Origin of the sequence: Methylobacterium sp. J-072, from assembly GCF_022829425.1 — a bacterium.
In the GTDB taxonomy this organism is placed as follows: domain Bacteria; phylum Pseudomonadota; class Alphaproteobacteria; order Rhizobiales; family Beijerinckiaceae; genus Methylobacterium.
Window position 1 is genome coordinate 12,737 of record NZ_JAKSYK010000221.1, and the last position, 22,738, is coordinate 35,474.

At 71.1% G+C, this 22,738-nt stretch carries 17 protein-coding genes and 1 pseudogene; 7 read left to right on the forward strand and 11 right to left on the reverse strand.

From position 1 onward, the window contains the following. Positions 1 to 121 precede the first annotated feature (121 nt). Positions 122 to 1,123, forward strand: a complete 1,002-nt coding sequence (locus tag MKK67_RS29485; protein WP_243972270.1) for a GNAT family N-acetyltransferase — start codon at positions 122 to 124, stop codon at positions 1,121 to 1,123. A 238-nt stretch (positions 1,124 to 1,361) separates the two neighbouring features. On the opposite strand, the gene MKK67_RS29490 is transcribed toward MKK67_RS29485, so the two are convergent. Further along, positions 1,362 to 1,814 (reverse strand): RNA polymerase subunit sigma-70, encoded by a 453-nt coding sequence (locus MKK67_RS29490; protein ID WP_243972272.1) that lies wholly within the window; start codon positions 1,812 to 1,814, stop codon positions 1,362 to 1,364. 209 nt (positions 1,815 to 2,023) lie between these two features. Between MKK67_RS29490 and MKK67_RS29495 the strand changes: the two genes are divergently transcribed. The 4 genes and pseudogenes from MKK67_RS29495 (at position 2,024) to MKK67_RS29510 (ending at position 10,341) form a co-directional block, all read left to right on the forward strand. Then, positions 2,024 to 2,884, forward strand: coding sequence for a Kdo hydroxylase family protein (locus MKK67_RS29495; RefSeq protein WP_243972274.1), 861 nt, complete (start codon positions 2,024 to 2,026; stop codon positions 2,882 to 2,884). An 18-nt stretch (positions 2,885 to 2,902) separates the two neighbouring features. Next, positions 2,903 to 3,202: an antibiotic biosynthesis monooxygenase family protein gene (locus MKK67_RS29500; RefSeq protein ID WP_243972277.1), complete on the forward strand. Its 300-nt coding sequence runs from the start codon at positions 2,903 to 2,905 to the stop codon at positions 3,200 to 3,202. A 546-nt stretch (positions 3,203 to 3,748) separates the two neighbouring features. Next, on the forward strand, positions 3,749 to 9,028 hold the full coding sequence (locus MKK67_RS29505; protein WP_243972279.1) for an alpha-2-macroglobulin family protein: 5,280 nt from the start codon (positions 3,749 to 3,751) through the stop codon (positions 9,026 to 9,028). A 188-nt stretch (positions 9,029 to 9,216) separates the two neighbouring features. Next, positions 9,217 to 10,341 (forward strand): annotated as a pseudogene (locus MKK67_RS29510) (mechanosensitive ion channel family protein). Between the two features lie 197 nt (positions 10,342 to 10,538). Here the strand turns inward: MKK67_RS29510 and rlmN are convergent. From rlmN to recQ, 7 genes are all read right to left on the reverse strand, one after another. Further along, positions 10,539 to 11,813: a 23S rRNA (adenine(2503)-C(2))-methyltransferase RlmN gene (gene rlmN, locus MKK67_RS29515; RefSeq protein WP_243972281.1), complete on the reverse strand. Its 1,275-nt coding sequence runs from the start codon at positions 11,811 to 11,813 to the stop codon at positions 10,539 to 10,541. 281 nt (positions 11,814 to 12,094) lie between these two features. Beyond that, positions 12,095 to 12,433, reverse strand: coding sequence for a Grx4 family monothiol glutaredoxin (grxD, locus tag MKK67_RS29520; RefSeq protein ID WP_147855269.1), 339 nt, complete (start codon positions 12,431 to 12,433; stop codon positions 12,095 to 12,097). 28 nt (positions 12,434 to 12,461) lie between these two features. Further along, positions 12,462 to 12,968 carry a DUF29 domain-containing protein gene (locus tag MKK67_RS29525; protein ID WP_243972283.1) on the reverse strand — a complete coding sequence of 169 codons (507 nt, stop codon included), beginning with the start codon at positions 12,966 to 12,968 and terminating at the stop codon, positions 12,462 to 12,464. A 23-nt stretch (positions 12,969 to 12,991) separates the two neighbouring features. Beyond that, positions 12,992 to 13,228 (reverse strand): BolA family protein, encoded by a 237-nt coding sequence (locus MKK67_RS29530; protein WP_007568343.1) that lies wholly within the window; start codon positions 13,226 to 13,228, stop codon positions 12,992 to 12,994. A 25-nt stretch (positions 13,229 to 13,253) separates the two neighbouring features. Next, positions 13,254 to 15,479, reverse strand: coding sequence for a phosphoribosylformylglycinamidine synthase subunit PurL (gene purL, locus MKK67_RS29535; protein ID WP_243972285.1), 2,226 nt, complete (start codon positions 15,477 to 15,479; stop codon positions 13,254 to 13,256). Between the two features lie 194 nt (positions 15,480 to 15,673). After that, positions 15,674 to 16,807: a hydrolase gene (locus MKK67_RS29540; protein WP_243972337.1), complete on the reverse strand. Its 1,134-nt coding sequence runs from the start codon at positions 16,805 to 16,807 to the stop codon at positions 15,674 to 15,676. Positions 16,808 to 17,046: 239 nt separating this feature from the next. Next, the gene (recQ, locus tag MKK67_RS29545; RefSeq protein ID WP_243972287.1) at positions 17,047 to 18,888 is read right to left on the reverse strand and encodes a DNA helicase RecQ; all 1,842 of its coding nucleotides are present in this window, start codon (positions 18,886 to 18,888) and stop codon (positions 17,047 to 17,049) included. Between the two features lie 87 nt (positions 18,889 to 18,975). On the opposite strand from recQ, the gene MKK67_RS29550 reads away from it, so the two are divergent. Further along, positions 18,976 to 19,212, forward strand: a complete 237-nt coding sequence (locus tag MKK67_RS29550) for a type II toxin-antitoxin system VapB family antitoxin (protein ID WP_243972288.1) — start codon at positions 18,976 to 18,978, stop codon at positions 19,210 to 19,212. After that, entirely contained in the window at positions 19,212 to 19,613 is a 402-nt protein-coding gene (locus MKK67_RS29555; RefSeq protein ID WP_243972290.1) for a type II toxin-antitoxin system VapC family toxin, read from the forward strand. The genes MKK67_RS29550 and MKK67_RS29555 overlap by 1 nt, the downstream gene beginning before the upstream one ends. Before the next feature lie 4 nt (positions 19,614 to 19,617). On the opposite strand, the gene denD is transcribed toward MKK67_RS29555, so the two are convergent. Genes denD through otnI form a run of 3 tightly spaced genes read right to left on the reverse strand, consistent with a single transcriptional unit; the run spans position 19,618 to position 22,676 of the window. Further along, on the reverse strand, positions 19,618 to 20,595 hold the full coding sequence (denD, locus tag MKK67_RS29560; RefSeq protein ID WP_243972292.1) for a D-erythronate dehydrogenase: 978 nt from the start codon (positions 20,593 to 20,595) through the stop codon (positions 19,618 to 19,620). Between the two features lie 27 nt (positions 20,596 to 20,622). Continuing rightward, on the reverse strand, positions 20,623 to 21,897 hold the full coding sequence (gene otnK / locus MKK67_RS29565) for a 3-oxo-tetronate kinase (protein ID WP_243972295.1): 1,275 nt from the start codon (positions 21,895 to 21,897) through the stop codon (positions 20,623 to 20,625). Then, entirely contained in the window at positions 21,894 to 22,676 is a 783-nt protein-coding gene (gene otnI / locus MKK67_RS29570; RefSeq protein WP_243972297.1) for a 2-oxo-tetronate isomerase, read from the reverse strand. Before otnI ends, otnK begins: the two co-directional genes overlap by 4 nt. Between the last annotated feature and the right edge of the window lie 62 nt (positions 22,677 to 22,738).

Sequence of the window (22,738 nt, forward strand, 5' to 3'; positions counted from 1 at the left end):
ATGGAGCGCCCCGGCCCCGGCCGGGGCGTTTTCGTGTCGCGGCTGTCATAATGGCGTGTGCGCGGCGTGCTCTTTAAGGGTCCGGACGGTGCACGGTCGTGCGCCTGGAGTGAACCCGACCATGGTCGCCAATCTCGCCCGCGGAGCCTACAGCGCGCTCGGAGCCGGCTGGCACAAGGGCGTGCAGGGCGTGCAATGGGGCGTCGGCGCGCCGATCGCGAAGCTCCGCCGTCGGCACGCGCTCATTCAGGCCGGCCCCGCGGGCATCGCCGAAATCCTGTCGTCCGAGCAGGCGATCCGCCTGCCGGAGCCGTTCGAGGGCCGCAGCCTCGGCCGGATCGGCGACCTCGAGGTGCGGCTCGCTGCGAAGAAATCCGAGATCCGGCGGGCGCAGCGCCTGCGCTTCAAGGTCTTCTACGAAGAGATGGCGGCGATCCCGACGGGCCTGGCGGCGTTGTCGCGAAGAGATGCCGACGCCTACGACGCGCTCTGCGACCATCTCCTGGTCCTCGACCATTCCGCGCCCCGGCGGAAGAAGCCGTTCGTCGAGCACCGCCCGAAGGTGGTCGGCACCTACCGGCTGCTCCGCGGCGAGGTGGCCGAGCGGCATGCCGGCTTCTATTCCGAGGGCGAGTACGACCTGGAGCCGATCCTGGCGGCGCAGAAGCACCGGCGGCTGCTCGAGCTCGGCCGGTCCTGCGTGCTCAAGCCCTACCGGAGCAAGCGCACCGTCGAGCTGCTGTGGCAGGGGATCTACGCCTACGTCCTGCATCACCGGATCGACGCGCTGATCGGCTGCGCCAGCCTGGAGGGGACCGATCCGGACCGCCTGGCCCTGCCGCTGTCGTTCCTGCACCACCATGCCCGCGCCCCGGAAGAATGGCGGGCTCGGGCCTTGCCGGAGCGGGCGGTTGCGATGGACCGGCTGCCGCGCGAGGCGGTTGACCCCAAGGCGGCGCTGCAGGCGCTGCCGCCGCTGATCAAGGGCTACCTGCGGCTCGGCGCGACCTTCGGGGAGGGCGCGGTGATCGACCGCCAGTTCGGCACCACCGACGTGTTCGTGGCGCTCCCGGTCGAGGCGATCGGCGCGCGCTACCGGGGGCATTTCGCGCCGGGGAACTGAGCGGGCTGAGGCGGGGAAAAACGGCCGTTCCCACCCACCCCCTCATCCTGAGGTGCCCGCGCCAGCGGGCCTCGAAGGAGCCCTCCAGCCAGCCGTGCGATTCCTGGAGGGCTCCTTCGAGGCCTCCGCTGCGCTTCGGCACCTCAGGATGAGGGCTTGGGTGGGATTTTTTCCTTTTCGAGCGGAGCCGGCGCTTGCCCCTTAGGACCCCGGCCGCCCTTCAGGCGACCCGGTCCCCCTACAAATCCCCCAACGCCAGCTGGCCCTGGTTGCGCGCCTTGGCGGGCGCCTTGGGGGCGGCTGCCTTGCGCTCCTTGGCCCGGGCGGCGGCCAGGGGCGGCTTCTTCGGCTTGGGGTCGCCGCGCATGCGGGAGAGCGCCTTGTCCCGGGCCACCGCCTCGGGCGCCTGGGGATCGTCCGACAGCCACTTGCCGCGCTTGATCACCTCGTTGACCCGGCCCTGGTTGACCCCGACCTTGAAGGCGATCTCCTGCTGGGTCATGCCCGTGGAGGCGTGCAGGTCGAGAATCGCCCGGGCGAGCTCGGGGGTCATCTTCTGGCCGGTCAGCCGGCGGGCGGGCTTGACCGTCCGGGTGGCGCGGTCGCGCTCGCGCAGGCGCTCCAGCAGCGCCAGCGCCATGTTCATGCCGTGCTCGCGCAGGGCTTCCTCGAATTCCTTCAGGGTCGCCATCGGCGCCATCCTCCGCCGGGCTCGTGGGCCGGTACTTGGGGAGGAACGTGCCGGGAACGCGGCGGTTGCGCAAGCGCTCCGGGCCCTGGCCCCGGGCGGTGGCGGTGGACGGGCGATGTCATCCACCGGAAATGCCGCCCCTGGCCTCCCGACGGCGGCTCGGCTACAGGATTGCGCCCCTCCGGCAAGGCAGGCCCGGCCCGCGCACGATGATCAGCCCGATCCGCACCGTCGCCCCCGGCGAATCCGCCGGCTCCCTGGCCCGGGAGCTGGAAGCCGGGGCGGTGCTGCTGTTCCCGGACCTGCCGTTCCCGTTCAGCGATTTCGAGCGCCGGTTCACCGAGCGGCCCTTCGCGGACGGCAAGGCCAAGAACGTCAACATCCGGGGCGAGGCCGCGGAGCTGCGCGGCGCCGCCGGCACCCCGGAGGAGCAGGAAGCCCTGCGCCAGCTCCTGATCCGCTACCGCGCCTTCGCCCGGGACCTGATCGGCACCTACCTGCCGGATTATGCCGACCGGGTGAGCCTGGCCGGCACCTCCTACCGCCCCTTCGACGTCGACCAGCGCAAGCTCAGCTGGCGGCGCGACGACACGCGGCTGCATGTCGACGCCTTCCCGTCGAACCCGATCGGCGAGAAGCGGATCCTGCGGGTGTTCCGCAACATCAACCCGGCGGGCGAGCCGCGCCGCTGGCGGGTCGGCGAGGATTTCGGCTCGATGGCCGAAAAATTCCTGCCGCGGGTCCCGCGCTACTCAGCCCTCTCCGCGCACGTGCTCGCCGCCCTGCGGATCACCAAGGCAAGGCGCTCCGAATACGACCACCTGATGCTGCACCTGCACGACGCCCTGAAGCAGGACGAGACCTATCAGGCGAGCGCCCCGCAGGCCGATGTCGCGTTCCGCCCCGGCGCGACCTGGGTCACCTTCTCCGACCTCGTGATGCATGGGGCGATGGGCGGCCGCTACATGCTGGAGCAGACCGCCTACCTGCCGGTAGCCGCCCAGGCCGACCCGGCCTTGAGCCCGCAGCGCATCCTGGCGGCCAAGCTCGGCCGCCCCCTCCACGCGTAAGAATAAGGATTCGACGCCATGATCCTCGAAATCGCACAGATCGAGATCAAGCCCGGGATGGAGGCGGCGTTCGAGGCCGGCATCGCGGAAGCCTCGGCGATCTTCAAGGCCGCCAAGGGCTGCCGCGCCTTCGAGGTGCGCCGCTCGATCGAGCATCCCCAGCGCTACCGCCTGATGATCCACTGGGACACGCTGGAAGCCCACACCAAGGACTTCACCGGCTCCCAGCCCTGGCAGGATTACCGCGCCCTGGTCTCGCACTGCTTCGCCGGGCCGGTCTCGGTGGAGCACACCGAGCAGGTGCTCAAGGCGTTTTGATTTTTTGGATGTCGCGCCGCGCTGGCCGGGACGGCGCGGCACGACCGGCCACGCCGTTCCCCGTGACAGGCGCGGGTTCCTCTCCCGTGCGGGCTACGACGTTCACAATCGCTGCCGGATGAGGGCCAAGGCTACCCCCAAGCGCGTCTCCCTCCCCCCTCCTGCGGGCTATCGGGTGCACACATCCCCGGATGTGGCGCGGGTCCCCTCTCCCGTGCGGGAGAGGGACAGGGTGAGGGATGCGACCTCTCCGGAAAGTCCTGGTCCCTCACCCCAACCCTCTCCCGCACGGGAGAGGGGGCGCGTGGCGGCTTTCGCAAGGCGGTGTGTGAACATCGTAGCTCGTACGGGAGCGGAGGTGCGTCGCAGCCTGCAAAAGCCCCTCGCGCCTCGACCCTGTCGCGGCCGTAGCCCCTTGCAAAGGGGCCGCAGAACGGCTCCGAACACGCGCCCAAGACGTTGCGGCCGGACTCGCAGGTGCTAGGCTCCCGGCCGGCCGATCCCGGGGCGATTCGTCCGGGATCCGGGGCTGACGAGGGCAAGCGCATGGCGTGGCGGAACCGGCTTGCGGGTGCTCTGGCGCTTCTGGCAGGCCTGGCCTGCGGGCCGGCCCTCGCTCAGACGGCGCCGAAGCCCCGGGCCGCCCAGGCGACCGCCTTCGAAAAAAGCTTCGTCCGGAACGACCTCGCCAGCGCCGCCGTGCGGCTCGAGGCGGCGCTCAAGGCTGAGGCCGGCGGGCCGCTCAAGCCCGCTGCTCAGTCGCTCGCAACTGGGCAGGCGCTGCTCGCCGCCGACAAGCCGGACGCGGCGCTGGCCCCGCTCACTGCGGCGATAGCGGCGGATCCGGCGAATATCCGCGCCTGGCAGGCCTATGCCCGAGCCGCCGCGGCGGCGGTCGAGACCCTGGAGGAGAACGACTATCAGGGCCGAGCGCGCCTGCGGGACCGGGCCGCCGCCGCGGCCTACCGCGCCTATGAGCGCTCCAGCGCGCCCGCAGACGCGGCGGCATCCCTGGCGCAGCTCGCCGCCCTGGAGGCCGGACAATCGTCCTGGCGGCCGGCCCTGGAGGCCTACGCCGCCAGCCTCGCCCTCGACGACGTTCCCGGAATCCACCGGACCTACGAGACCCTGCGGGCCGAGCACGGCTTCCGCGTTCTCGGCTACAAGGTCGATGCGGACGCCGCCGCCCCGCGCCTATGCGTCACCCTGTCGGAGCCGGTCCTGCCCAAGACCGACTACGCCCCCTACGTGGCGGTCTCGGGCAGCAGCGCCGCCGCCGTGACGGCGGAGGGCTCGCAGGTCTGCGTCGACGGGCTGAAGCATGGCGGCCGCTACGCGGTGGTCCTGCGCCAGGGCCTGCCGTCGACGGTGGGCGAGAGTTTGCTCACATCCGCCGATTACGAGATCTACGTCCGCGACCGCGCCCCGCAGGTCCGGTTCACCGGGCGCAACTACGTCCTGCCGCGCGCCGGGCAGGCGGGCGTGCCCCTGGTCTCGGTCAATGCCGCGAAGCTCGACGTGGAAGTCCTGCGCATCGGCGACCGCGGCCTGCTGCCGACCCTGCGCTCGGAGGATTTTCTGGGCCAGCTCAGCAGCGCCACCGCCAGGACCCTGGCGGCCGAGAAGGGCGTGCGCGTCTGGAAGGGCACCCTCGACACCGCCAAGGCCGAGCTGAACCAGGAGGCGGTGACCGCCTTCCCGGTCCTGCAGGCGGTCGGCAAGCTGGAGCCCGGCCTCTACGTGATGCTGGCCCGCCCCTCCGGCACCGCCACACAGGACGAGGACAGCTACGAGACCCAGGCGACCCAGTGGTTCGTGGTCTCGGATCTCGGGCTCACCGCCACGAAGGGGCGGGATGGGGTCCACGTGGTCCTGCGCTCGCTCGCCTCCGCGCAGGTTCTGCCGGGGGCCGAGATCCGCCTGATCGCCCGCAACAATGAGGTTCTGGGCACCGCCAGGACCGACGCGCAGGGCCATGCCGCCTTCGATCCGGGCCTCGCCCGCGGGGAGGGCGGCACCGCGCCGAGCCTGGTGGTCGCCCAGGCGGGGGACGATTACGGCTTCCTCGACCTCAACCTCGGCGCCTTCGACCTGACCGACCGGGGCGTGAAGGGCCGGCCCGAGAGCGGCGGCCTCGACGCCTATCTGTTCACCGAGCGCGGGGTCTACCGCTCGGGCGAGACGGTGCAGATCACCGCCCTGCTGCGCGATCCCCGCAACGCGGCGGTGCCGGACCTGCCGCTGACCCTGGTGGTGAAGCGCCCGGACGGGGTCGAGTATCGCCGGGTCTCGGTGCCGGACCAGGGGCTCGGCGGCCGGGCGCTGCCCCTGCCGCTGCTCTCGGGGGCCATGCACGGCACCTGGCGGGTCTCGGCCTATACCGATCCGAAGGCCCCGGCGCTGGGCACGACCAGCTTCCTGGTGGAGGATTACGTCCCCGAGCGCCTGGAGGTGACCCTCAAGGCCGCCCAGGCCGCGCTGCGCCGGGGCGAGGCCGCGCAGGTCGATGTCGCCGCGCGCTACCTCTACGGCGCCCCGGGCGCCGGGCTCGACGTGTCGGGCAGCGTCGTCGTGCAGGCAGCCTCGGGCAGCGGCATCACGGGCCTGGCGGGCTACACGGTCGGCCTCGACGACGAGGCCGTGGAGCCGAGCGTGCAGGAACTCGCAACCCACGCCACCACGGACGCGCAGGGGCACGCCGCCGTCACCGTGCCCCTGCCGGAGGTGGCCGCGCCCCGGCCGCTGGAGGCGAAGATCACCCTCGCGGTGGGCGAGCCCGGCGGCCGGGCGCTGTCGCGCAGCCTGACCCTGCCGATCCTGCCCTCCGGGCCGGTGCTCGCCCTGCGCAAGACGTTCTCGGAGCTGAAGGCGGGCGACCGCGCGGGTTTCGAGGCGGCGTTTGCCGCCCCGGACGGCACGCTGCTGGCCCGGCCGGGGGTGACCTGGACCCTGTCGCGGGTGGAGCGGACCTACCAATGGTATCGCTCGGACGGCCGCTGGTCGTTCGAGGCGGTCAAGACCAGCCGGCGGGTCGCCAGCGGCAGCCTCGACCTCACGGCCGGGGGCCCTGGCCGGATCGAGGCGCCGGTGGGCGAGGTCGGCCGCTACCGCCTGGAGATCGCGACGGCGGGCGCCCCGCAGGCCGCCGCGAGCCTCGGCTTCGAGGTCGGCTGGGGCGGCTCCGAGACCGCGGACGCGCCGGACCTGCTCGACCTGACCCTCGACAAACCCGCCTACGCGGCCGGCGACACGCTGCGGGCCACGCTCAGCCCGAAGTTCAAGGGGCAGGCCAGCCTCATGGTCGTCAGCGACCGGGTGCACGAGACCGTGGAGGTCAGCGTCCCGGCAGGCGGCACCACCGTGAGCCTGCCGGTCAAGGCCGCGTGGGGGGCCGGCGCCTACCTGGTCGCCACCGCCTACCGGCCCCTGGACCAGGCGGCCAAGCGCCTGCCGGGCCGGGCCCTGGGGCTCGCCTGGTTTTCGGTGGACCGGGAGCGGCGCAGCCTCGGCGTCACCCTCAAGGCGCCGGAACGCACCCGCCCGCGCCAGGATCTGACCCTCCCGGTGCAGCTCACCGGGCTGAAGCCCGGCGAGGCGGCCCGGATCACCGTGGCGCTCGTCGATGTCGGCATCCTCAACCTGACCCGCTACGAGGCACCGAACCCGACCCAGTACTTCCTCGGCCAGAGGGCTCTGGGGCCGGAATTCCGCGACCTCTACGGCTACCTGATCGACGGCATGCAGGGCTCGGCCGGGGCGATCCGCTCCGGCGGCGACGCGGGCGGGGGCGAGCTCGCCGACGCGCCGCCGACCCAGGCGCCGCTGGCCCTATTCTCGGGCGTCGTGACCGTGGAGCCGGATGGCGCCGCCAGCGTCACCTTCCCGCTGCCGGCCTTCAACGGCACCGGCCGGGTGATGGTCACCGCCTGGAGCGGCGACCGGGTCGGGCAGGCGCAGGCGGACGTGATCATCCGCGACCCCGTGGTGCTCGCCGCCACGCTGCCGCGCTTCCTCGATACCGGCGACCGCTCGCGCCTGTTCGTGGTGCTCGACAATGTCGAGGGCCGGGCCGGCGACTACACGGTGGACATCGCCCCCTCCGGCCCGATCCTGATCGGCGCCAGCGCGTTGCGGCAGACGATCCGGCTGGAGGCCGGGGGACGGAGTCAGGTCGCGATCCCGCTCACCGCCGCGGGGCCGGGCACGGCGCGGCTCGACCTCGCCCTGTCGGGGCCCGGCCTCGACGGCACCCTGAGCCAGAGCTTCGCGCTCGGGGTGCTGCCGGGAACCGGGGCGCTGCTGCGCCGCTCGGTGCGAACGCTCGCCCCCGGGACCGGCCTGACGGTCAGCGCCGACCTCCTGGCCGACCTGCTGCCCGGCACCGGCAGCGTCTCGCTCTCGGCCTCGGCGCTGCCCGGCCTCGACGTGCCGGCCCTGCTCCAGGCGCTGGACCGCTATCCCTATGGCTGCTCCGAGCAGATCGTCAGCCGGGCGATGCCGCTGCTCTACGTCAACCGCCTGGCCGGGCTCGACAAGCTGGCCCTCGACGCCAACGTCGACGACCGGGTGCGCGAATCGATCGAGCGGCTGCTCGCCCGCCAGGATGCGAGCGGCGATTTCGGCCTGTGGTCGGCGCAAGGCTCGGGCGACCTCTGGCTCGATTCCTACGTGACCGACTTCCTCACCCGCGCCCGGGAGCGCGGCTTCGCGGTGCCCCAGGGGGCCTTCGCCCAGGCGCTCGACCGCCTGCGCAACAGTGTCGCCAATGCCACGGAGGTGCGCGACGGCGGCGCCGACCTCGCCTACGCGGCCTACGTCCTGGCCCGCAACGGCCGGCCGGTGATCGGCGACCTGCGCTACCTCGCCGACACCAAGCTCGACGCCTTCGCCACCGGGCTCGCCCGGGCGCAGCTCGCGGCTTCCCTGGCGCTGCTCGGCGACCGGAGCCGGGCCGCCACGGTGATGGACTCGGCGCTTGCTGCGCTGAAGTCCCGGCGGGATGCGGGCCTCTACCGGGCCGATTACGGCTCCCGCCTGCGCGACGGCGCCGGGCTGATCGCCCTGGCGGCGGAGAGCGGGCTCACCCAGGCCGCGCTGGCCCCGGTGGCCGCCATCATCGGCGAGGAGCGGCAGGAGACGCGAGCGACCAGCACGCAGGAGAACGCCTGGCTGGTCCTCGCTGCCGAAAGCCTGTCCAAGGAGGCGGAAGCGCTGTCCTTCAGCCTCGACGGCGTGGCGCAGACCGGTGCGCTCGCCCGGATCTACCGGGGGGCGGCGCTGGAGGGGCGCAATGTCGAACTCACCAATACCGGCCGGGCCCCGGTGCAGGTGGCCCTGGGGGTGAACGGCAACCCGCTGATCCCTGAGCCCGCCGCCGCGCAGGGCTACACGATCGCGCGCACGGTCCACCGGCTCGACGGCAGCCTGGTCGATCCGGCCCAGGGCCTGCGCCAGAACGACCGGCTCGTGGTGGTGCTCAAGGTCACCGAGGACAAGGCGCAGGCGGCCCGGCTCCTGCTGGTCGATCCGCTGCCGGCGGGCCTCGAGATCGACAACCCGAAGCTGCTCGATGCCGACGCCCTCCAGGGCCTCGCCTTCGCCAAGTCCGACGTGCAGCCGGTCCATACCGAGTTCCACGACGACCGGTTCGTGGCCGCCTACGACCGCGACCCGAGCCAGCCGGCGTTCTTCACCGTGGCCTACACGGTCCGGGCCGTCTCACCGGGCACCTACGTGCATCCGGGCGCCTCGGTGGAGGACATGTACCGCCCGGCCCGGTTCGGCCGCATGGCAACCGGGAGCGTGGAGATCGGCGCGGCGCGGTAGCGCGCAGACCTGCGTTCGCGCGTCACGGGCAGGCGCGTGGTTGCTACGGCGATTCGCCAAAACGCAACCGCCCGGCCGCGTCCTCACCAGGCCGCTGCGTTGCAGCGGCGGCATGGTGCGATGCGGAACCTCGACCGGCGCGACCCATTCCTCCAGGTCCCGTTCGGAACCCGTGGAGGTGATGCCCGATGCCGGACCTTGATGCCCTGACCGGCCGCGCCGCCTCCGTGCTGGCCTATCTGCCGTGGTGGGCCGAGAGCCTGATCGTGATCGTCGTCTGCTGCGCCGTGGTGATGCCGCTGCACGGCGTGGCCTACCGGGCGATGAAGCGGGCGGTGGCGAGCAAGAGTCTGTTCTGGCGCTCCCTGGTCTCCCGCACCCACGGCCCGAGCCGGCTCGGCCTGATCGTCGTGGCGATCAGCCTCGCCTCGACCACGGTGCACCTGTCCTGGGAGGTGCGGATCGCCCTCAACCAGATCCTGCTCGTCGCCTTCGTGACGCTCACCGGCTGGTGCTGCGCCACCGCGCTCCACATCGCCACGGTGATCTACCTGCGCCGGTTCAAGCTCGACGCCGAGGACAACCTCCTGGCGCGCAAGCACTTCACCCAGATGCGCATCCTGGAGCGGGCCGCCGTGACCCTGGTCGGCCTCATCACCGTCTCGGTGGCGCTGATGACCTTCGAGCCGGTGCGCCAGTACGGAGTAAGCCTGCTGGCCTCCGCGGGCGCCGCCGGCCTGATCCTGGGCCTGGCGATGCAGCCGGTCCTCTCGAACCTCGTAGCCGGCATCCAGATCGCCATCACCCAGCCGATCCGGATCGAGGATGCGATCATCGTCGAGAACGAGTGGGGCTGGGTCGAGGAGATCACCTCCACTTACGTGGTGGTGCGCCTGTGGGATTGGCGCCGGCTGGTGCTGCCGCTGACCTACTTCATCCAGAAGCCGTTCCAGAACTGGACCCGCGACGGCGCCTCGCTGATCGGCAGCGTGTTCCTCTACGTCGACCACCGCGCCCCGGTGGCGCGGATGCGCGAAAAGCTCTCTGAGATCGCCGCCGCCACGCCCCTGTGGGACGGCTAGGTGGTCAACCTTCAGGTCTCGGACGCCAAGGAATCGACCATCGAGGTGCGGATGCTGGTGAGCGCCCGCAACGCCCCCCAGGCCTGGGACCTGCGCTGCGTGATCCGCGAGTCGATGATCACCTGGCTCCAGGCCGAGCACCCGGAGGCCCTGCCGCGGCACCGCACCGAATGGGTCGGCGCCGAAGAGCCGCCCCTGCGCCGCGCGGATGGGCAGCGGATCGCGGCGTGAGGGTTTAACCCGGGCGCCCATCCCAGCCACGCCCTCATCCTGAGGTGTGAGCGAAGCGAGCCTCGAAGGAGTCCTCCAGGGATCGCGCGGCCAGCTGGAGGGCTCCTTCGAGGCTGCTGCGCAGCACCTCAGGATGAGGGGCGGGGGTGGGATGGAGGGACCCGATCAGGCCCCGGACCGGAACGACGCGCTACGGCTCAGTCGTCGAGGCCGGCGTAGAACCCCTCGGCGCCGATGCCCTCTTCCTGCATCAGCCGGGCTCGGGCGCGCAGCTTTTCGGTCTCGCTCTTGAGCTGGCCGCAGGCGGCCAGGATGTCCCGGCCCCGGGGCGTGCGCACCGGCGAGGCGTAGCCGGCGTTGAACACGATCTCGGAGAAGCGCTCGATCCGGTCCCAGTCCGAGCATTCGTACCGGCTGCCGGGCCAGGGATTGAACGGGATCAGGTTGATCTTGGCCGGGATGCCCTTGAGCAGGCGGACCAGCTCGCGCGCATCCGCGTCGGAATCGTTGACGCCTTTCAGCATCACGTACTCGAAGGTGATGCGGCGGGCGTTGCTCACGCCCGGATAGGTCCGGCAGGCTTCGAGCAGCTGCGCGATCGGATATTTGCGGTTGAGCGGCACCAGCTCGTTGCGCAGCTCGTCGCGCACGGCGTGGAGCGAGATCGCCAGCATGGCGTTGGCCGCCTCGCCGAGCCGGGGGATCTGCGGCACGACCCCGGAGGTCGAGACCGTGATCCGCCGCCGGGAGAGGCCGAGCCCCTCCTGATCGGACATCACGCCCACCGCGTCGATCACGGCGTCGAGATTGTACAGGGGCTCGCCCATGCCCATGAACACGATGTTGGTGACCAGCCGCCCCGCCTCGCCGGCGCCGGAGGCGTCGCGGCTCGGCATCTGGCCGGGCCAGTCGCCGAGCTCGTCCCGGGCGACCACGAGCTGCTGCACGATCTCGGCCGAGGAGAGGTTGCGCACGAGGCGCTGCGTGCCGGTGTGGCAGAACGAGCAGGTGAGGGTGCAGCCGACTTGGCTCGACACGCAGAGCGTGCCGCGGTCCGGGCCGGGAATGTAGACGCACTCGATCTCGGCGCCGCGATTGTGCTCCTGCGGGTTGGTCGGCGCCATGCGCAGCAGCCACTTGCGGGTGCCGTCGCGGGAGACCTGGCGGCTGGCGACCTCGGGTCGCTCCAGGGTGAAATGCTGCGCCAGCTCGGCCTTCAGCCCCTTGCCGACATTGGTCATCGCGGCGAAGTCGGTCGCCCCACGGAAATTGACCCAGTGCCAGATCTGGCCGGCCCGCATCCGGCTCTCGCGCTCGGGCACGCCCATGCCGATGAGCTGCGCCTTGAGCGCGTCGCGGGTGAGCCCGACCAGCGACGGCGGCCGCCCGGGGAGCAGTGCGGGCTGGAAATCGGGCGCCTTCTCGATCGCGGGTTCGGCCGCGCGGGCGCTGTCGAGCGACGGCGTCGCCATGATGATCGATCTATCCTCAGAGCGCTCTCCGCCGAAGTGGAAGCCGGTTCGGCGAAAGAGAGCGCGTCACGACAAAGGCCCAGACGCCGCCGGTCACACGGGGATCGACGGCGTCTGGGCATGGAACGGTTCTGATATAGGCGATCGTGCCGGCGAACGCGAATGCGCCCCGCCCACGGGTGCCCCGACGGGGCGCGATGGCCGTTGCTGCATAAGCCCGACCCGGCACGAAAAAGGGCGCCCGCAGGCGCCCTGATCCATCCGGCCGAGTCCCGAAAAAATCAGGCGGCGGCGGACTTCACCGGGATGCCCTTCTCGGCCAAAAAGGTCTGCAGCTCGCCCGACTGGAACATCTCGCGAGTGATGTCGCAGCCGCCGACGAACTCGCCCTTCACGTAGATCTGCGGGATAGTCGGCCAGTTCGAGAACGCCTTGATGCCCTCGCGGATGCCCTGGTCGGCCAGCACATTCACGCCCTTGAACGGCACTTCGAGGTAATTGAGGATCTGCACCACCTGGCCCGAGAAGCCGCATTGCGGCATCTGCGGGGTGCCCTTCATGAACACCACCACGTCCTGGGAGGCGATCTCGTTCTGGATGGTTGCGTTGGCGTCGGTCATTAGGTCAGTCCTCGTGCGATAGCGTGATTTAGGGGTGACCAGGGTCGGAATTCAACACCGTGGCGAGACGCTCCAGCGCTTCGTCCATGTCGAAGCCGGGCGCCGTTATCTCCTCGGGCGTGAACGGCATGCGGTCCGGCAACCCGCCGAGCAGCGCGTCGCCGAACATCCTGAGCGAGGAATCAGCAATCTTTCTGGCCGACGACCAAAGCGCGTCCCAGTCGATGCGCTGCCGCATCGACCGCCGATAATTCCGACGCGCGGATGCCTGAAAGACAAGGACCTCCTTGCGCCAGGATTTCGTCGATTGGGCACCGGGCGCCGACGCATATTTGAGGACGTGGATCAACAGCTGGAGGATAGCACTCTCGACCCGCTCAATATCGGCCCGCCCCACGCTCTCGATCTCCTCGATCACGTTCGCCCAGTCGACCGCGTTCGACAGGTCGCCGCGCAGGGCGAGGACGCGCAAGGCCGTCACCTGCTCCTCAGCCCAGGTCACGATGTCGTCGTCGTAGAGGCTCGGTCGGTCCATCGGGAGAACTCCCGCGAGAAGGCCTAATCCTGAGGGACGCCCGTGGTCAGCGCAAGGGCGTGCAACACGCCGCCCATCCGGCCCTGGAGGGCGCCATAGACCATCTGGTGCTGGGCGACCCGGGTCTTGCCCTTGAACGCGGCGGACAGGACGGTGGCCGCGTAATGGTCGCCGTCGCCGGCGAGATCTCGGATCTCGACCTGCGCGTCGGGCAGCGCTTCGCGGATCATGCGCTCGATCTCGCCCGCATCCATCGGCATCGGAAAACTCCTGGGCGTAAGGGGTTCAGGCGGCCGGCGCGGCCGGCTGGCTCGCCATGTAGGCGGGCAGCCAGCCCTCGTGGGCCGCACTCAGCTCGGACAGCGATATGGTCTCGCCGCCCGGCAGGGTCAAACGGTCGGAGCCGGTGACCCCGACCACGGCCGCGTCGATGCCCTGGGCCGAGGCGCTGTAGAGCAGGTCGCTGGCCGCCTCCGGATCGACCGCCAGCAGGTAGCGGCCCTGGTCCTCGCCGAACAGGTAGGCGTGGGCCGGCAGATCCACCGGCACCTCCGGCAGGGCGGCGCCGATGCCGCCGGCCATCGCCATCTCGGCGAGCGCCACCGCAAGGCCGCCGTCGGACAGGTCGTGGACGGTGTCGACGACCCCCGCGGTGATCAGCCCGCGCACGAAATCGCCGTTGCGGCGCTCGAGCGAGAGATCCACCGGCGGCGGTGCGCCCTCTTCCCGGCCCTCGATCACCGCCAGATAGGCCGACTGGCCGAGCCAGCCCTCGCCGGAGCCGACCAGCACCAGCACGTCGCCCTCGCGCTTGAGGGCGATGGTGGCGTGGCGCTCCACGTCGTCAAGCACGCCGACGCCGCCGATGGTCGGGGTCGGCAGGATGCCGACGCCGTTGGTCTCGTTGTAGAGCGAGACGTTGCCCGACACGACCGGGAAGTCGAGCGCCCGGCAGGCCTCGCCGATGCCCTGGAGGCAGCCGACGAGCTGGCCCATCACCTCGGGCTTCTCCGGGTTGCCGAAGTTCAGGTTGTCGGTGATGGCGAGCGGGCGGGCGCCCACCGCGGTGATGTTGCGCCAGGCCTCGGCCACCGCCTGCCGGCCGCCCTCGACCGGATCGGCCTCGCAGTAGCGCGGGGTGACGTCGCAGGTCAGCGCCAGGCCCTTCGGACCGTCCTCGACCCGCACGATAGCGGCGTCGCCACCGGGCTTCTGCACGGTGTTGCCGAGGATGAAGTGATCGTACTGCTCATAGACCCAGCGCTTCGAGGCGAGGTCCGGCGAGCCAACGAGGCGCTTGAGGGCGTCGGTGAGGGAGGCGGGCGCCGGCACCGTGGACGCGGCGATCATCGGCTGATGGGTGTTGGCGAGGTGCGGCCGGTCGTAGAGCGGCGCCTCGTCGCCCAGTTCCTTGATCGGCAGGTCGGCCACGGTCTCGCCGTGCCACTTGACCACGAACCGCAGCGTGTCGGTGGTCCGGCCGATCACCGCGAAGTCGAGGCCCCACTTCACGAAGATGCTTTCCGCCTCCGCCTCCATGCCGGGCTTGAGCACCATGAGCATGCGCTCCTGGCTCTCGGAGAGCATCATCTCGTAGGGGGTCATGCCGGCCTCGCGGGCCGGCACCTTCTCGATGTCGAGCTCGACGCCGAGGTCGCCTTTGGCGCCCATCTCGACCGCCGAGCAGGTCAGCCCCGCCGCGCCCATGTCCTGGATGGCGATGACCGCGCCCGAGGCCATCAGCTCGAGGCAGGCCTCCAGCAGCAGCTTCTCGGCGAAGGGGTCGCCGACCTGCACGGTCGGGCGCTTCGATTCGGAAGCCTCGTCGAACTCCGCCGACGCCATGGTGGCGCCGTGGATGCCGTCGCGGCCGGTCTTGGAGCCGAGATAGACGATCGGGTTCCCCACCCCGGTGGCGGCCGCGTAGAAGATCGCGTCGGTGCGGGCGAGCCCCACCGCCATGGCGTTGACCAGGATGTTGCCGTCGTAGCGGCGGTGGAAGCCGGTCAGGCCGCCGACGGTCGGCACGCCGAAGGAATTGCCGTAGCCGCCGACACCGGCCACCACGCCCGAGACCAGGCCGCGGGTGCGCGGATGGTCGGGGGAGCCGAAGCGCAGGGCGTTGAGCGCCGCGATCGGCCGCGCGCCCATGGTGAACACGTCCCGCAGGATGCCGCCGACGCCGGTCGCCGCGCCCTGGTAGGGCTCGATGTAGCTCGGGTGGTTGTGGCTCTCCATCTTGAAGACGCAGGCCAGCCCGTCGCCGATGTCGATCACGCCGGCATTCTCACCTGGGCCCTGGATCACGTGCGGGCCCGAGGTCGGCAGCCCGCGCAGGTGCTTGCGCGAGGACTTGTACGAGCAGTGCTCGTTCCACATCGCCGAGACGATGCCGAGCTCGGTGAGCGTCGGGTCGCGCCCGATCAGGCCGCGGAAGCGCTCGTACTCCTCCGGCGTGAGGCCGTGCTGGGCCACGAGCTCGGGGGTGATCGGAACGTCGTTGCGGAACATGCGAAGGTCTCGGCAGAGAGCGGTCCGTCCCGAGAGGCGCATACCGCGGCGAACCCGAACCGGGCTGAGATCTCAGGCTGCCCCGGCTCTAAAGCGGAAGCGCCCGCGCTGGCAACATCCGCCGGCGCGGGGCAGGGGGCCGGGGGGCGGCTCGGACGGATCCGTACAGCAGAGAGGATGGCGATGCCGCGGCGCTAGAGGCCGGGCGCGCCGTCCTCTCGGCAGCAGGCGACGAGCGCGTGCACCGGCTCCGGCCCGGTGACCACGTCGAGATAGTCGAAACCGCTGTCGCGCTGGCTCGCCATGAGCAGCTGGAAGTGCATCTGGAACAGGTTCCACTGGCGCCGGCCGACATCGGCGCTGGTGATCAGTTCGTGGATTGCCACCCAGCGCACGGACGGGCGGGCGGGATCGGGCGGGGTGAGGCCGCAGGCGGCGATCGGGTTGTTCTTGTGGATCGACAGCCAATCCCAGGTGGCGCGCACGTCGAGCCAGCCGATCTGCGCGGCCCGCCCGAAGCGCAGGAGGCTGGCGCGGAATTTTTCGGCGGCCTGGTCGAGGCCGAGCCAGGGGATGACGCTGCCGATGCTCACGAACGAGATCGGCGTGCCGCGGCGGCCGAAGCCGGGATCGCGGGCGAGCACCCGGTCGAGCACCTCGATGCCGAGGAAGCTCGACGAGGAATGGCCGACCACCACCACCTCGTCGGCTTCGCCCTCGGCGGCGTGGATGCGCGCCGCGAAGGCGTCGAGCCGCGGCTCCATCTCGGGCGCCTCGCCCGCCGCGTAGGCATGCGTGAAGGCGGTGTCGTCCACGAGGTGGGGCACGTAGAGCGGCTTGCCGCGGGTCGCCCGGATCAGGCCGGCCAGGATCGCGTAGGCGAGCGGCGGCACCGCCAGCAGGCTCCAGGGCTGGAGCTGCGCCGGTGCCAGGGCGACGAGCCCTCCCGCTGCCGCGAGGCTGAGAAGCGCGAACGCGAGGTAGATGTAGTGGACGCAGAAGATCACCGTGGAGAAGCGCCAGCCCTCCCGGTTCAGGTCCGCCATGTAACCCGTCCGCCACAGCCGCCAGAGCAGGACCGGGACGCCCCGAAGCCGCGTCCAGTCGGATTGCGGGAACCGAGCCCGGACGATGTCCTCCCAGCGCAGCAGGACGTAGCGGGTCGAGACCCCGCGCGACTCCGCCGTCCAGGCGAGTTCGAGCCCGTCCGCCGAGCGGACCGGATCGCCGACCGCGATCGCGGCGCCCCGGCGCGCAGCGGTGAACCGGGCCTCGCGGCGGAACAGGCCCCAATAGGTCTCCGGATCGCGCGGATCGAAGCCCGGCATGTAGAACACGATGCGGGAGGTCAGTGCCCGCGGCGCGTCACCGTCCGGCTTTCCGGACGTGTTCTGGGCCAGTGCGTCGGCGACGGGGATGCGTGTCGAAATGACGGGTCCGATCGATTCGAGGTGGCGGCTTGCCTACAGGAAGCGGCCGGGCGCGCCGAGGGTGAAACTGCTTGAGGCTTGAGGCTTGAGGCTTGAGGCTTGGGGCTCGCGCCGGACCGGCCGCCGAGGCGGCAGGCTCACGCCGCCGGCGGCTCGGCCAGAAACTCGCTGATCGCCGCCACGAACTTCTCGCCATAGGCCTCGCGCTTGCGCTCGCCGACCCCGTGGACCGCGCGCAGGGCCCAGAGGTCGACGGGCTTCTGGCGGGCCATCTCGATCAGGGTCCGGTCCGGGAACACCATGAAGGCGGCGATGCCCTCGGCCCGGGCCAGGGTGGCGCGCAGGCCGCGCAGATGCTGGAACAGGGCCTCGTCGGTCTCGGAGAGAGCGATCTCACCATCCTCGCGCGGCGCGGTGCGGCGGCGTTCGCGGGATTCGGCCTTTGGTTCCGGATCGGGGCGCAGCTTGACCGGCTCGCGCCCGAACAGGATCGCCTCGCCCTTCTCGGTCATGGACAGGCCGCCATAGCCGTCGGCATTCTCGGCGATCGCCCCAGCGGCGAAGAGCTGGCGCAGGATCGCCCGCCAGGCGGCCACCGGCTTGTCCGCCCCGACCCCGAAGGTCTTGAGGCTGGTATGGCCGTTCCGGCGGACCTGCTCGCTCTCCTTGCCGTGGACCACGTCGCAGATATAGGCCGCGCCGAAGCGCTGGCCGGTGCGCACGATCGCCGACAGGATCTTCTGCGCCGCCACGGTCCCGTCCACCAGGGTGACGCCGCCGCGGCAGAGGTCGCAGCGGCCGCAGGGCTCGCTCGCCTCGCCAAAATAGGCGAGCAGCGACTGGCGCCGGCAGGTGGCGCCCTCGCACAAGGAGATCATCGCCTCGAGCTTGCGCCGCTCGACCCGGCGGCGCTCGTCGGAGATCTCCTTCTCGTCGATCTGGCGGCGGCGGAGCGCCATGTCGTCGAGCCCGTAGAGGGTCAGCGTGTCGGCCGGCAGCCCGTCGCGGCCGGCGCGACCGATCTCCTGGTAATAGCCCTCGACGTTGTTGGGCATGTCGGCGTGGCAGACGAAGCGCACGTCGGGCTTGTTGATGCCCATGCCGAAGGCGATCGTGGCGGTCATCACCACCCCGTCCTCCTGGAGGAACCGGTCCTGGTTGCGCATCCGCGTGCCCTGGTCGAGGCCGGCATGGTAGGGCAGGGCGTCGAACCCGTCCTTCTTGAGGGTCTCGGCCAGCTGCTCGACGCGCTTGCGCGAGGAGCAGTAGATGATCCCGCTCTCCGCCCTTCGGTGCTTCAGGAACCGCTCGATCTGCCGGGCCGGGTTGTCCTTGGGCTGGAAGGTCAGCCGGATGTTCGGCCGGTCGAAGGAATGGACGAAGATTTTTGGGCCGCGCCCCTGCGGGAACAGCCGCTCGGCGATCTCGGCCCGGGTGGCGGCATCGGCGGTGGCGGTCAGCGCCAGGGTCTGGACGTTGCCGAGCGCCTGCCGGGCCCGGGCGATTTCCCGGTATTCGGGCCGGAAATCGTGCCCCCATTGCGAGACGCAATGGGCCTCGTCGACCGCGAGCCGCCGGACCCCGACCCCGCGCAGGGCCTCGATGCAGCCCTCCATCAGCAGGCGCTCGGGGGAGACGAACAGCAGCCGCAACTCTCCGGACCGCAGGCTGCGCCAGGTCTCGCGCGACTCCGCCTCCGCCACGGAGGAGTTGAGGGTGGCGGCCTCGACGCCGACGCTGCGCATCTGCTGGACCTGATCGTGCATCAGCGCGATCAGGGGCGAGACCACCACGGTCAGCCCCGAATCGATCAGCGCCGGCAGCTGGTAGGTCATCGACTTGCCCGAGCCCGTGGGCATCACGGCGAACACGTCGTCGCCGTCCAGAACCGCGCCGATCACCTCGTCCTGCCCGGGACGGAAATCCTCGTACCCGAAGGTCTTCTTCAGCGCGGCGCGGGCCTCGTCGAGGCGGGTCATCGGGATCCTTGTTTCGGGGTGGCGGCGCGCGGCTTGCGGCGCCCGTGTCGAGACACTAGCCTTTCGGATCTCTACACGGGGACGGTCATGCCGCTCAACATCCGCAATGAGGAGGTCAACCAGCTCGCGGAGAAACTGGCCTCGCGGGCCGGGGTGAGCAAGACCGAGGCGGTGCGGATCGCGCTCACGAACGAGCTGGGGCGTCAGGAGCCACGGGTGCCGCTCGCGGAGCGACTGAAGCCGCTGCTCGACCGAATCGCAGCTGTGCCGAACACCGGTCTTGAGGCCGACAAGGCCTTCTATGACAGCCTAAACGACGAGTGATGTTCGTCGATGCCTCGGCTCTCGTCGCGATTCTGACTGGTGAACCAGGAAGTCGCGACCTGTTGGATAGTCTCGAGCGCGCCGCTACGCCGCTCACCTCCGGCCTCGCCTTGTTCGAGACGGTGATCGCAGTAGCCCGGAAGAAGGTGATGGCGGTTGCCGACATCGAGGCGGAGATCGATGAGTTCGTACGCACAGCCGGCCTGAGAATCGTACCGATCACCGCGACAGAGACAGCCGCAGCCCTGATCGCCCATGCCCGTTTCGGCAAGGGACGCCACCCGGCTAGGCTGAACCTCGGCGACTGCTTCGCCTATGCCTGTGCGCAGGTCCACGGCGTGCCGCTGCTGTTCATCGGCAACGATTTCCCGCAGACCGATATCCGCTCCGCCCTGGCATAACGCCTCAGCCGGCGTGGAACTCCGCCACATGCTGCGCCACGATCGCGTCGAAGGAGGCGTCCGCCCGGAAGCCGAGCGCGAGGGCCGCTTCCGGCTCGAACGCCTCCGGCCAGGAGCCGACGATCCGGGCGATGGCGGCGTCCGGCTCGCGCCGGATCAACGCCACGGCCGTGTCGCCCGCTACGCGCCGCAGCGCCTCGATCTCCTCGGCCACGGTGGCCGAGACGCCCGGCATGGTCAGGCTGATCCGCGGGCCGATGGCCGCGAGGTCGAGCCCGGCCGCATGGACCAGGAAACCCACCGCGGCGGCGGGGCTCGCGAACCAGTGGCGCACCGTCTCGGGCACCGGCAGCACAGCCTCCTGACCGGCCAGCGGCTCGCGGATGATCCCGGAGAAGAAACCCGAGGCCGCCTTGTTGGGCTTGCCCGGACGCACGCAGATGGTCGGCAGGCGCAGGCCGATCCCGTCCAAAAAGCCGCGGCGCGCGTAGTCGGCGAGCATCAGCTCGCCCATCGCCTTCTGGACGCCGTACGAGGAGGCCGGGCGCAGGATGAAGTCGTCCGGGATCACCTTCGGGAAGGGCGGCCCGAACACCGCCAGCGACGAGGTGAAGACCAGCTTCGGCCGATAGCCGTCGGCGGCGTTGGCCCGGCGGATCGCGTCGAGCAGCAGCCGCGTGCCGTCGAGGTTGACCCGGTAGCCCAGCTCCAGGTTGGCCTCGGCCTCGCCCGAGACCACCGCGGCGAGGTGGAAGATCACCCCCGGGCGCTCGGCGATGGCGGAATCGGCGGCGCCGGGGGCGGTGAGATCCGCGGCCTCGGCCTTCACCGGGCCGGAGAAGCCCGTCGGGGCGGTCGGCGGCACGACGTCGAGCAGGGTGAGGGCGGTGAGCGGCGCGCCGCCGACCGTGCCGTCCGCGACCAGGGCATCGACGAGGCGGCGGCCGATCATGCCGGCGGCGCCGAGAATCAGGGCGTGCATGGGTAACCTCTTATCTGCTGGCGGCGGTCAGGCCATCATGTCCAGGGCGCGCCCGAAGAAGTCCGGGCCGCCGAAATTGCCGGACTTCAGGGCGAGCAGCAGCGGCTCGGGCCGGCCGGCACTGCGCAGGATCGGCACGCCGGCGGCGATCTCGGGGCCAAGCAGGAACGCCCGGAGCCCCAGCCGGTCGACCACGGCGCCTGAAGTCTCGCCCCCGGCCACCACGAGCCGGCGCACGCCGCGGGCGACCAGCCCCTCGGCGATGGCCGCCAGCGCAGCCTCGATGGCGTGGCCGACCGCGTCGACCCCGTGCTGGGCCTGGAGGGCGCGCACCGCCTCGGGGGTCGCCGAGGAGGCGATCAGCACCGGGCCGGCGGCCAGGTTCTTCTCGGCGAAGGCCAGCGCCTCCGCCACCGCGTCGGCTCCGGCGAGCAGGGCCGCGGTATCGAGGCGCAGCACCGGCATCTGCGCCTCCGCGGCGGCGATCTGCTGGAGGGTCGCCTGCGAGCAGCTGCCCGCGAGGCAGGCCGCGGCCCCGCCCACCGGCTCGCCCATGGCCGCGCCGGCCGCATCCCGGGTACCGCGTCCGTCGGCGACGAGGGCGCGGGCAAGACCGAGGCCCAGCCCCGAGGCGCCCACCGAGAATTTCCTCGCGATGATCGCCCGGCCGAGGGTTTCGAGGTCGCTGTCGAAGATCGCGTCCGCGATGGCCGCCTGCTTGCCCTCCGCCGCCAGGGCGTCGAGCCGGGCCGCCACTGCCTCGGCGCCCCGTGCCACCGTCGCGGTGTCGATGAGCCCGACCGCGCCGGTGCTCTGGCGCGCCAGCACGCGCACCAGGTTGGCGTCGCGCATCGGGTTGAGCGGGTGGTCCTTGAGCGGGCTCTCGTTCAGCGGCACCGAGCCGACGAACAGGTTGCCCTGGTAGACGCTGCGTCCCGTCTCCGGGAAGGCGGGGGTGACGAGCGCGATCGCCTCGCCGGCCGCTTCCCGCAGGGCATCCATCACGGGGCCGATATTGCCGGCGTGGGTGGAATCGAAGGTCGAGCAGACCTTGAACATCACGTGGGCCGCGCCCCGGGCTCGCAGCCAGGCTTCAGCCTCGCGGGACCGCGCCACGGCCTCGTCGGCCGGGATCGAGCGGCTCTTGAGCGCCACCACCACTGCGTCGGCCTCCGGCAGGGCGCGGTCATCCTCCGGCACGCCGATGGTCTGGATCGTGCGCAGGCCCGCCTTGGTCAGGGTGTTGGCGAGGTCCGAGGCGCCCGTGTAATCGTCGGCGACGCATCCCAGCGCGAGGCTCATCGGGCTCTCCCTCTGTAGGCGGTGAGCCAGCCGAGGCCGGCCACGGTGTCGGCGGCCGGGATGTACTCGCAGCCGACGAAGCCGGCGTAGCCGAGCCGGTCCAGCTCGTCGAACAGGAACGCGTCGTTCATCTCGCCGGTGCCCGGCTCGTGCCGCTCCGGCACGCTCGCCGTTTGGACATGGCCGACGATCGGCATCAGCGCACGCAGCCGCATGGTCACGTCGCCGTGCAGGATCTGGCAATGGTAGAGGTCGAACTGCAGCTTCAGGTTCGGCAGCGCCAGCTCATGGATGAGATCCGCCGCCCGGCCGAAATCGTTGAGAAAGTAGCCCGGCATGTTGCGGCTGTTGATCGGCTCGAGCACGAGGTCGAGGCCGGCCGCACCCAGGCGTTCCGCCGTCCAGGCCACCGCCCGGCGATAGGCCTCGGCGGCTTTGGCGTCATCGTGCGGGGCGAGGCCCGCCATCAGATGCAGCCGGGCGACGCCGGTCGCCTCGGCGTAGCGCAGCGCCGTATCGACGCCCGCCTTCAGCTCATCCAACCGTTCAGGCAATGCCGCCAAGCCGCGCTCGCCCTTGGCGAAATCCCCCGGGGGCAGGTTGAACAGCGCCTGGGTCAGGCCGTTCGCCCGGAGCCGCTCGGCGATGGCCTCGGGCGGGTGCTCGTAGGGAAACAGGAACTCGACGGCGTCGAACCCGGCCCGGGCCGCCGCGTCGAAGCGGTCGAGGAACGGCACCTCGTTGAACATCAGGCTGAGATTGGCGGCAAAGCGCGGCATTGTTTTGGGACTTTCTCGGCTCGTCTCTCGGCACCCGTTCAATCTGCTTGGCAGGGCGTCAT

What these genes read in the sequence shown, in the direction of transcription:
- otnK (WP_243972295.1), bottom strand. Translation starts at nt 21,897, where the DNA reads ATGAGCCTCGCGCTGGGATGCGTCGCCGACGATTACACGGGCGCCTCG.
- MKK67_RS29490 (WP_243972272.1), bottom strand. Translation starts at nt 1,814, where the DNA reads ATGGCGACCCTGAAGGAATTCGAGGAAGCCCTGCGCGAGCACGGCATG.
- MKK67_RS29500 (WP_243972277.1), top strand. Translation starts at nt 2,903, where the DNA reads ATGATCCTCGAAATCGCACAGATCGAGATCAAGCCCGGGATGGAGGCG.
- denD (WP_243972292.1), bottom strand. Translation starts at nt 20,595, where the DNA reads ATGCACGCCCTGATTCTCGGCGCCGCCGGCATGATCGGCCGCCGCCTC.
- otnI (WP_243972297.1), bottom strand. Translation starts at nt 22,676, where the DNA reads ATGCCGCGCTTTGCCGCCAATCTCAGCCTGATGTTCAACGAGGTGCCG.
- purL (WP_243972285.1), bottom strand. Translation starts at nt 15,479, where the DNA reads ATGTTCCGCAACGACGTTCCGATCACCCCCGAGCTCGTGGCCCAGCAC.
- rlmN (WP_243972281.1), bottom strand. Translation starts at nt 11,813, where the DNA reads ATGGCGACGCCGTCGCTCGACAGCGCCCGCGCGGCCGAACCCGCGATC.
- MKK67_RS29540 (WP_243972337.1), bottom strand. Translation starts at nt 16,807, where the DNA reads ATGCCGGGCTTCGATCCGCGCGATCCGGAGACCTATTGGGGCCTGTTC.
- MKK67_RS29530 (WP_007568343.1), bottom strand. Translation starts at nt 13,228, where the DNA reads ATGCCGATGGATGCGGGCGAGATCGAGCGCATGATCCGCGAAGCGCTG.
- MKK67_RS29550 (WP_243972288.1), top strand. Translation starts at nt 18,976, where the DNA reads ATGCCGCTCAACATCCGCAATGAGGAGGTCAACCAGCTCGCGGAGAAA.
- MKK67_RS29485 (WP_243972270.1), top strand. Translation starts at nt 122, where the DNA reads ATGGTCGCCAATCTCGCCCGCGGAGCCTACAGCGCGCTCGGAGCCGGC.
- MKK67_RS29495 (WP_243972274.1), top strand. Translation starts at nt 2,024, where the DNA reads ATGATCAGCCCGATCCGCACCGTCGCCCCCGGCGAATCCGCCGGCTCC.
- MKK67_RS29555 (WP_243972290.1), top strand. Translation starts at nt 19,212, where the DNA reads ATGTTCGTCGATGCCTCGGCTCTCGTCGCGATTCTGACTGGTGAACCA.
- recQ (WP_243972287.1), bottom strand. Translation starts at nt 18,888, where the DNA reads ATGACCCGCCTCGACGAGGCCCGCGCCGCGCTGAAGAAGACCTTCGGG.
- MKK67_RS29525 (WP_243972283.1), bottom strand. Translation starts at nt 12,968, where the DNA reads ATGGACCGACCGAGCCTCTACGACGACGACATCGTGACCTGGGCTGAG.
- MKK67_RS29505 (WP_243972279.1), top strand. Translation starts at nt 3,749, where the DNA reads ATGGCGTGGCGGAACCGGCTTGCGGGTGCTCTGGCGCTTCTGGCAGGC.
- grxD (WP_147855269.1), bottom strand. Translation starts at nt 12,433, where the DNA reads ATGACCGACGCCAACGCAACCATCCAGAACGAGATCGCCTCCCAGGAC.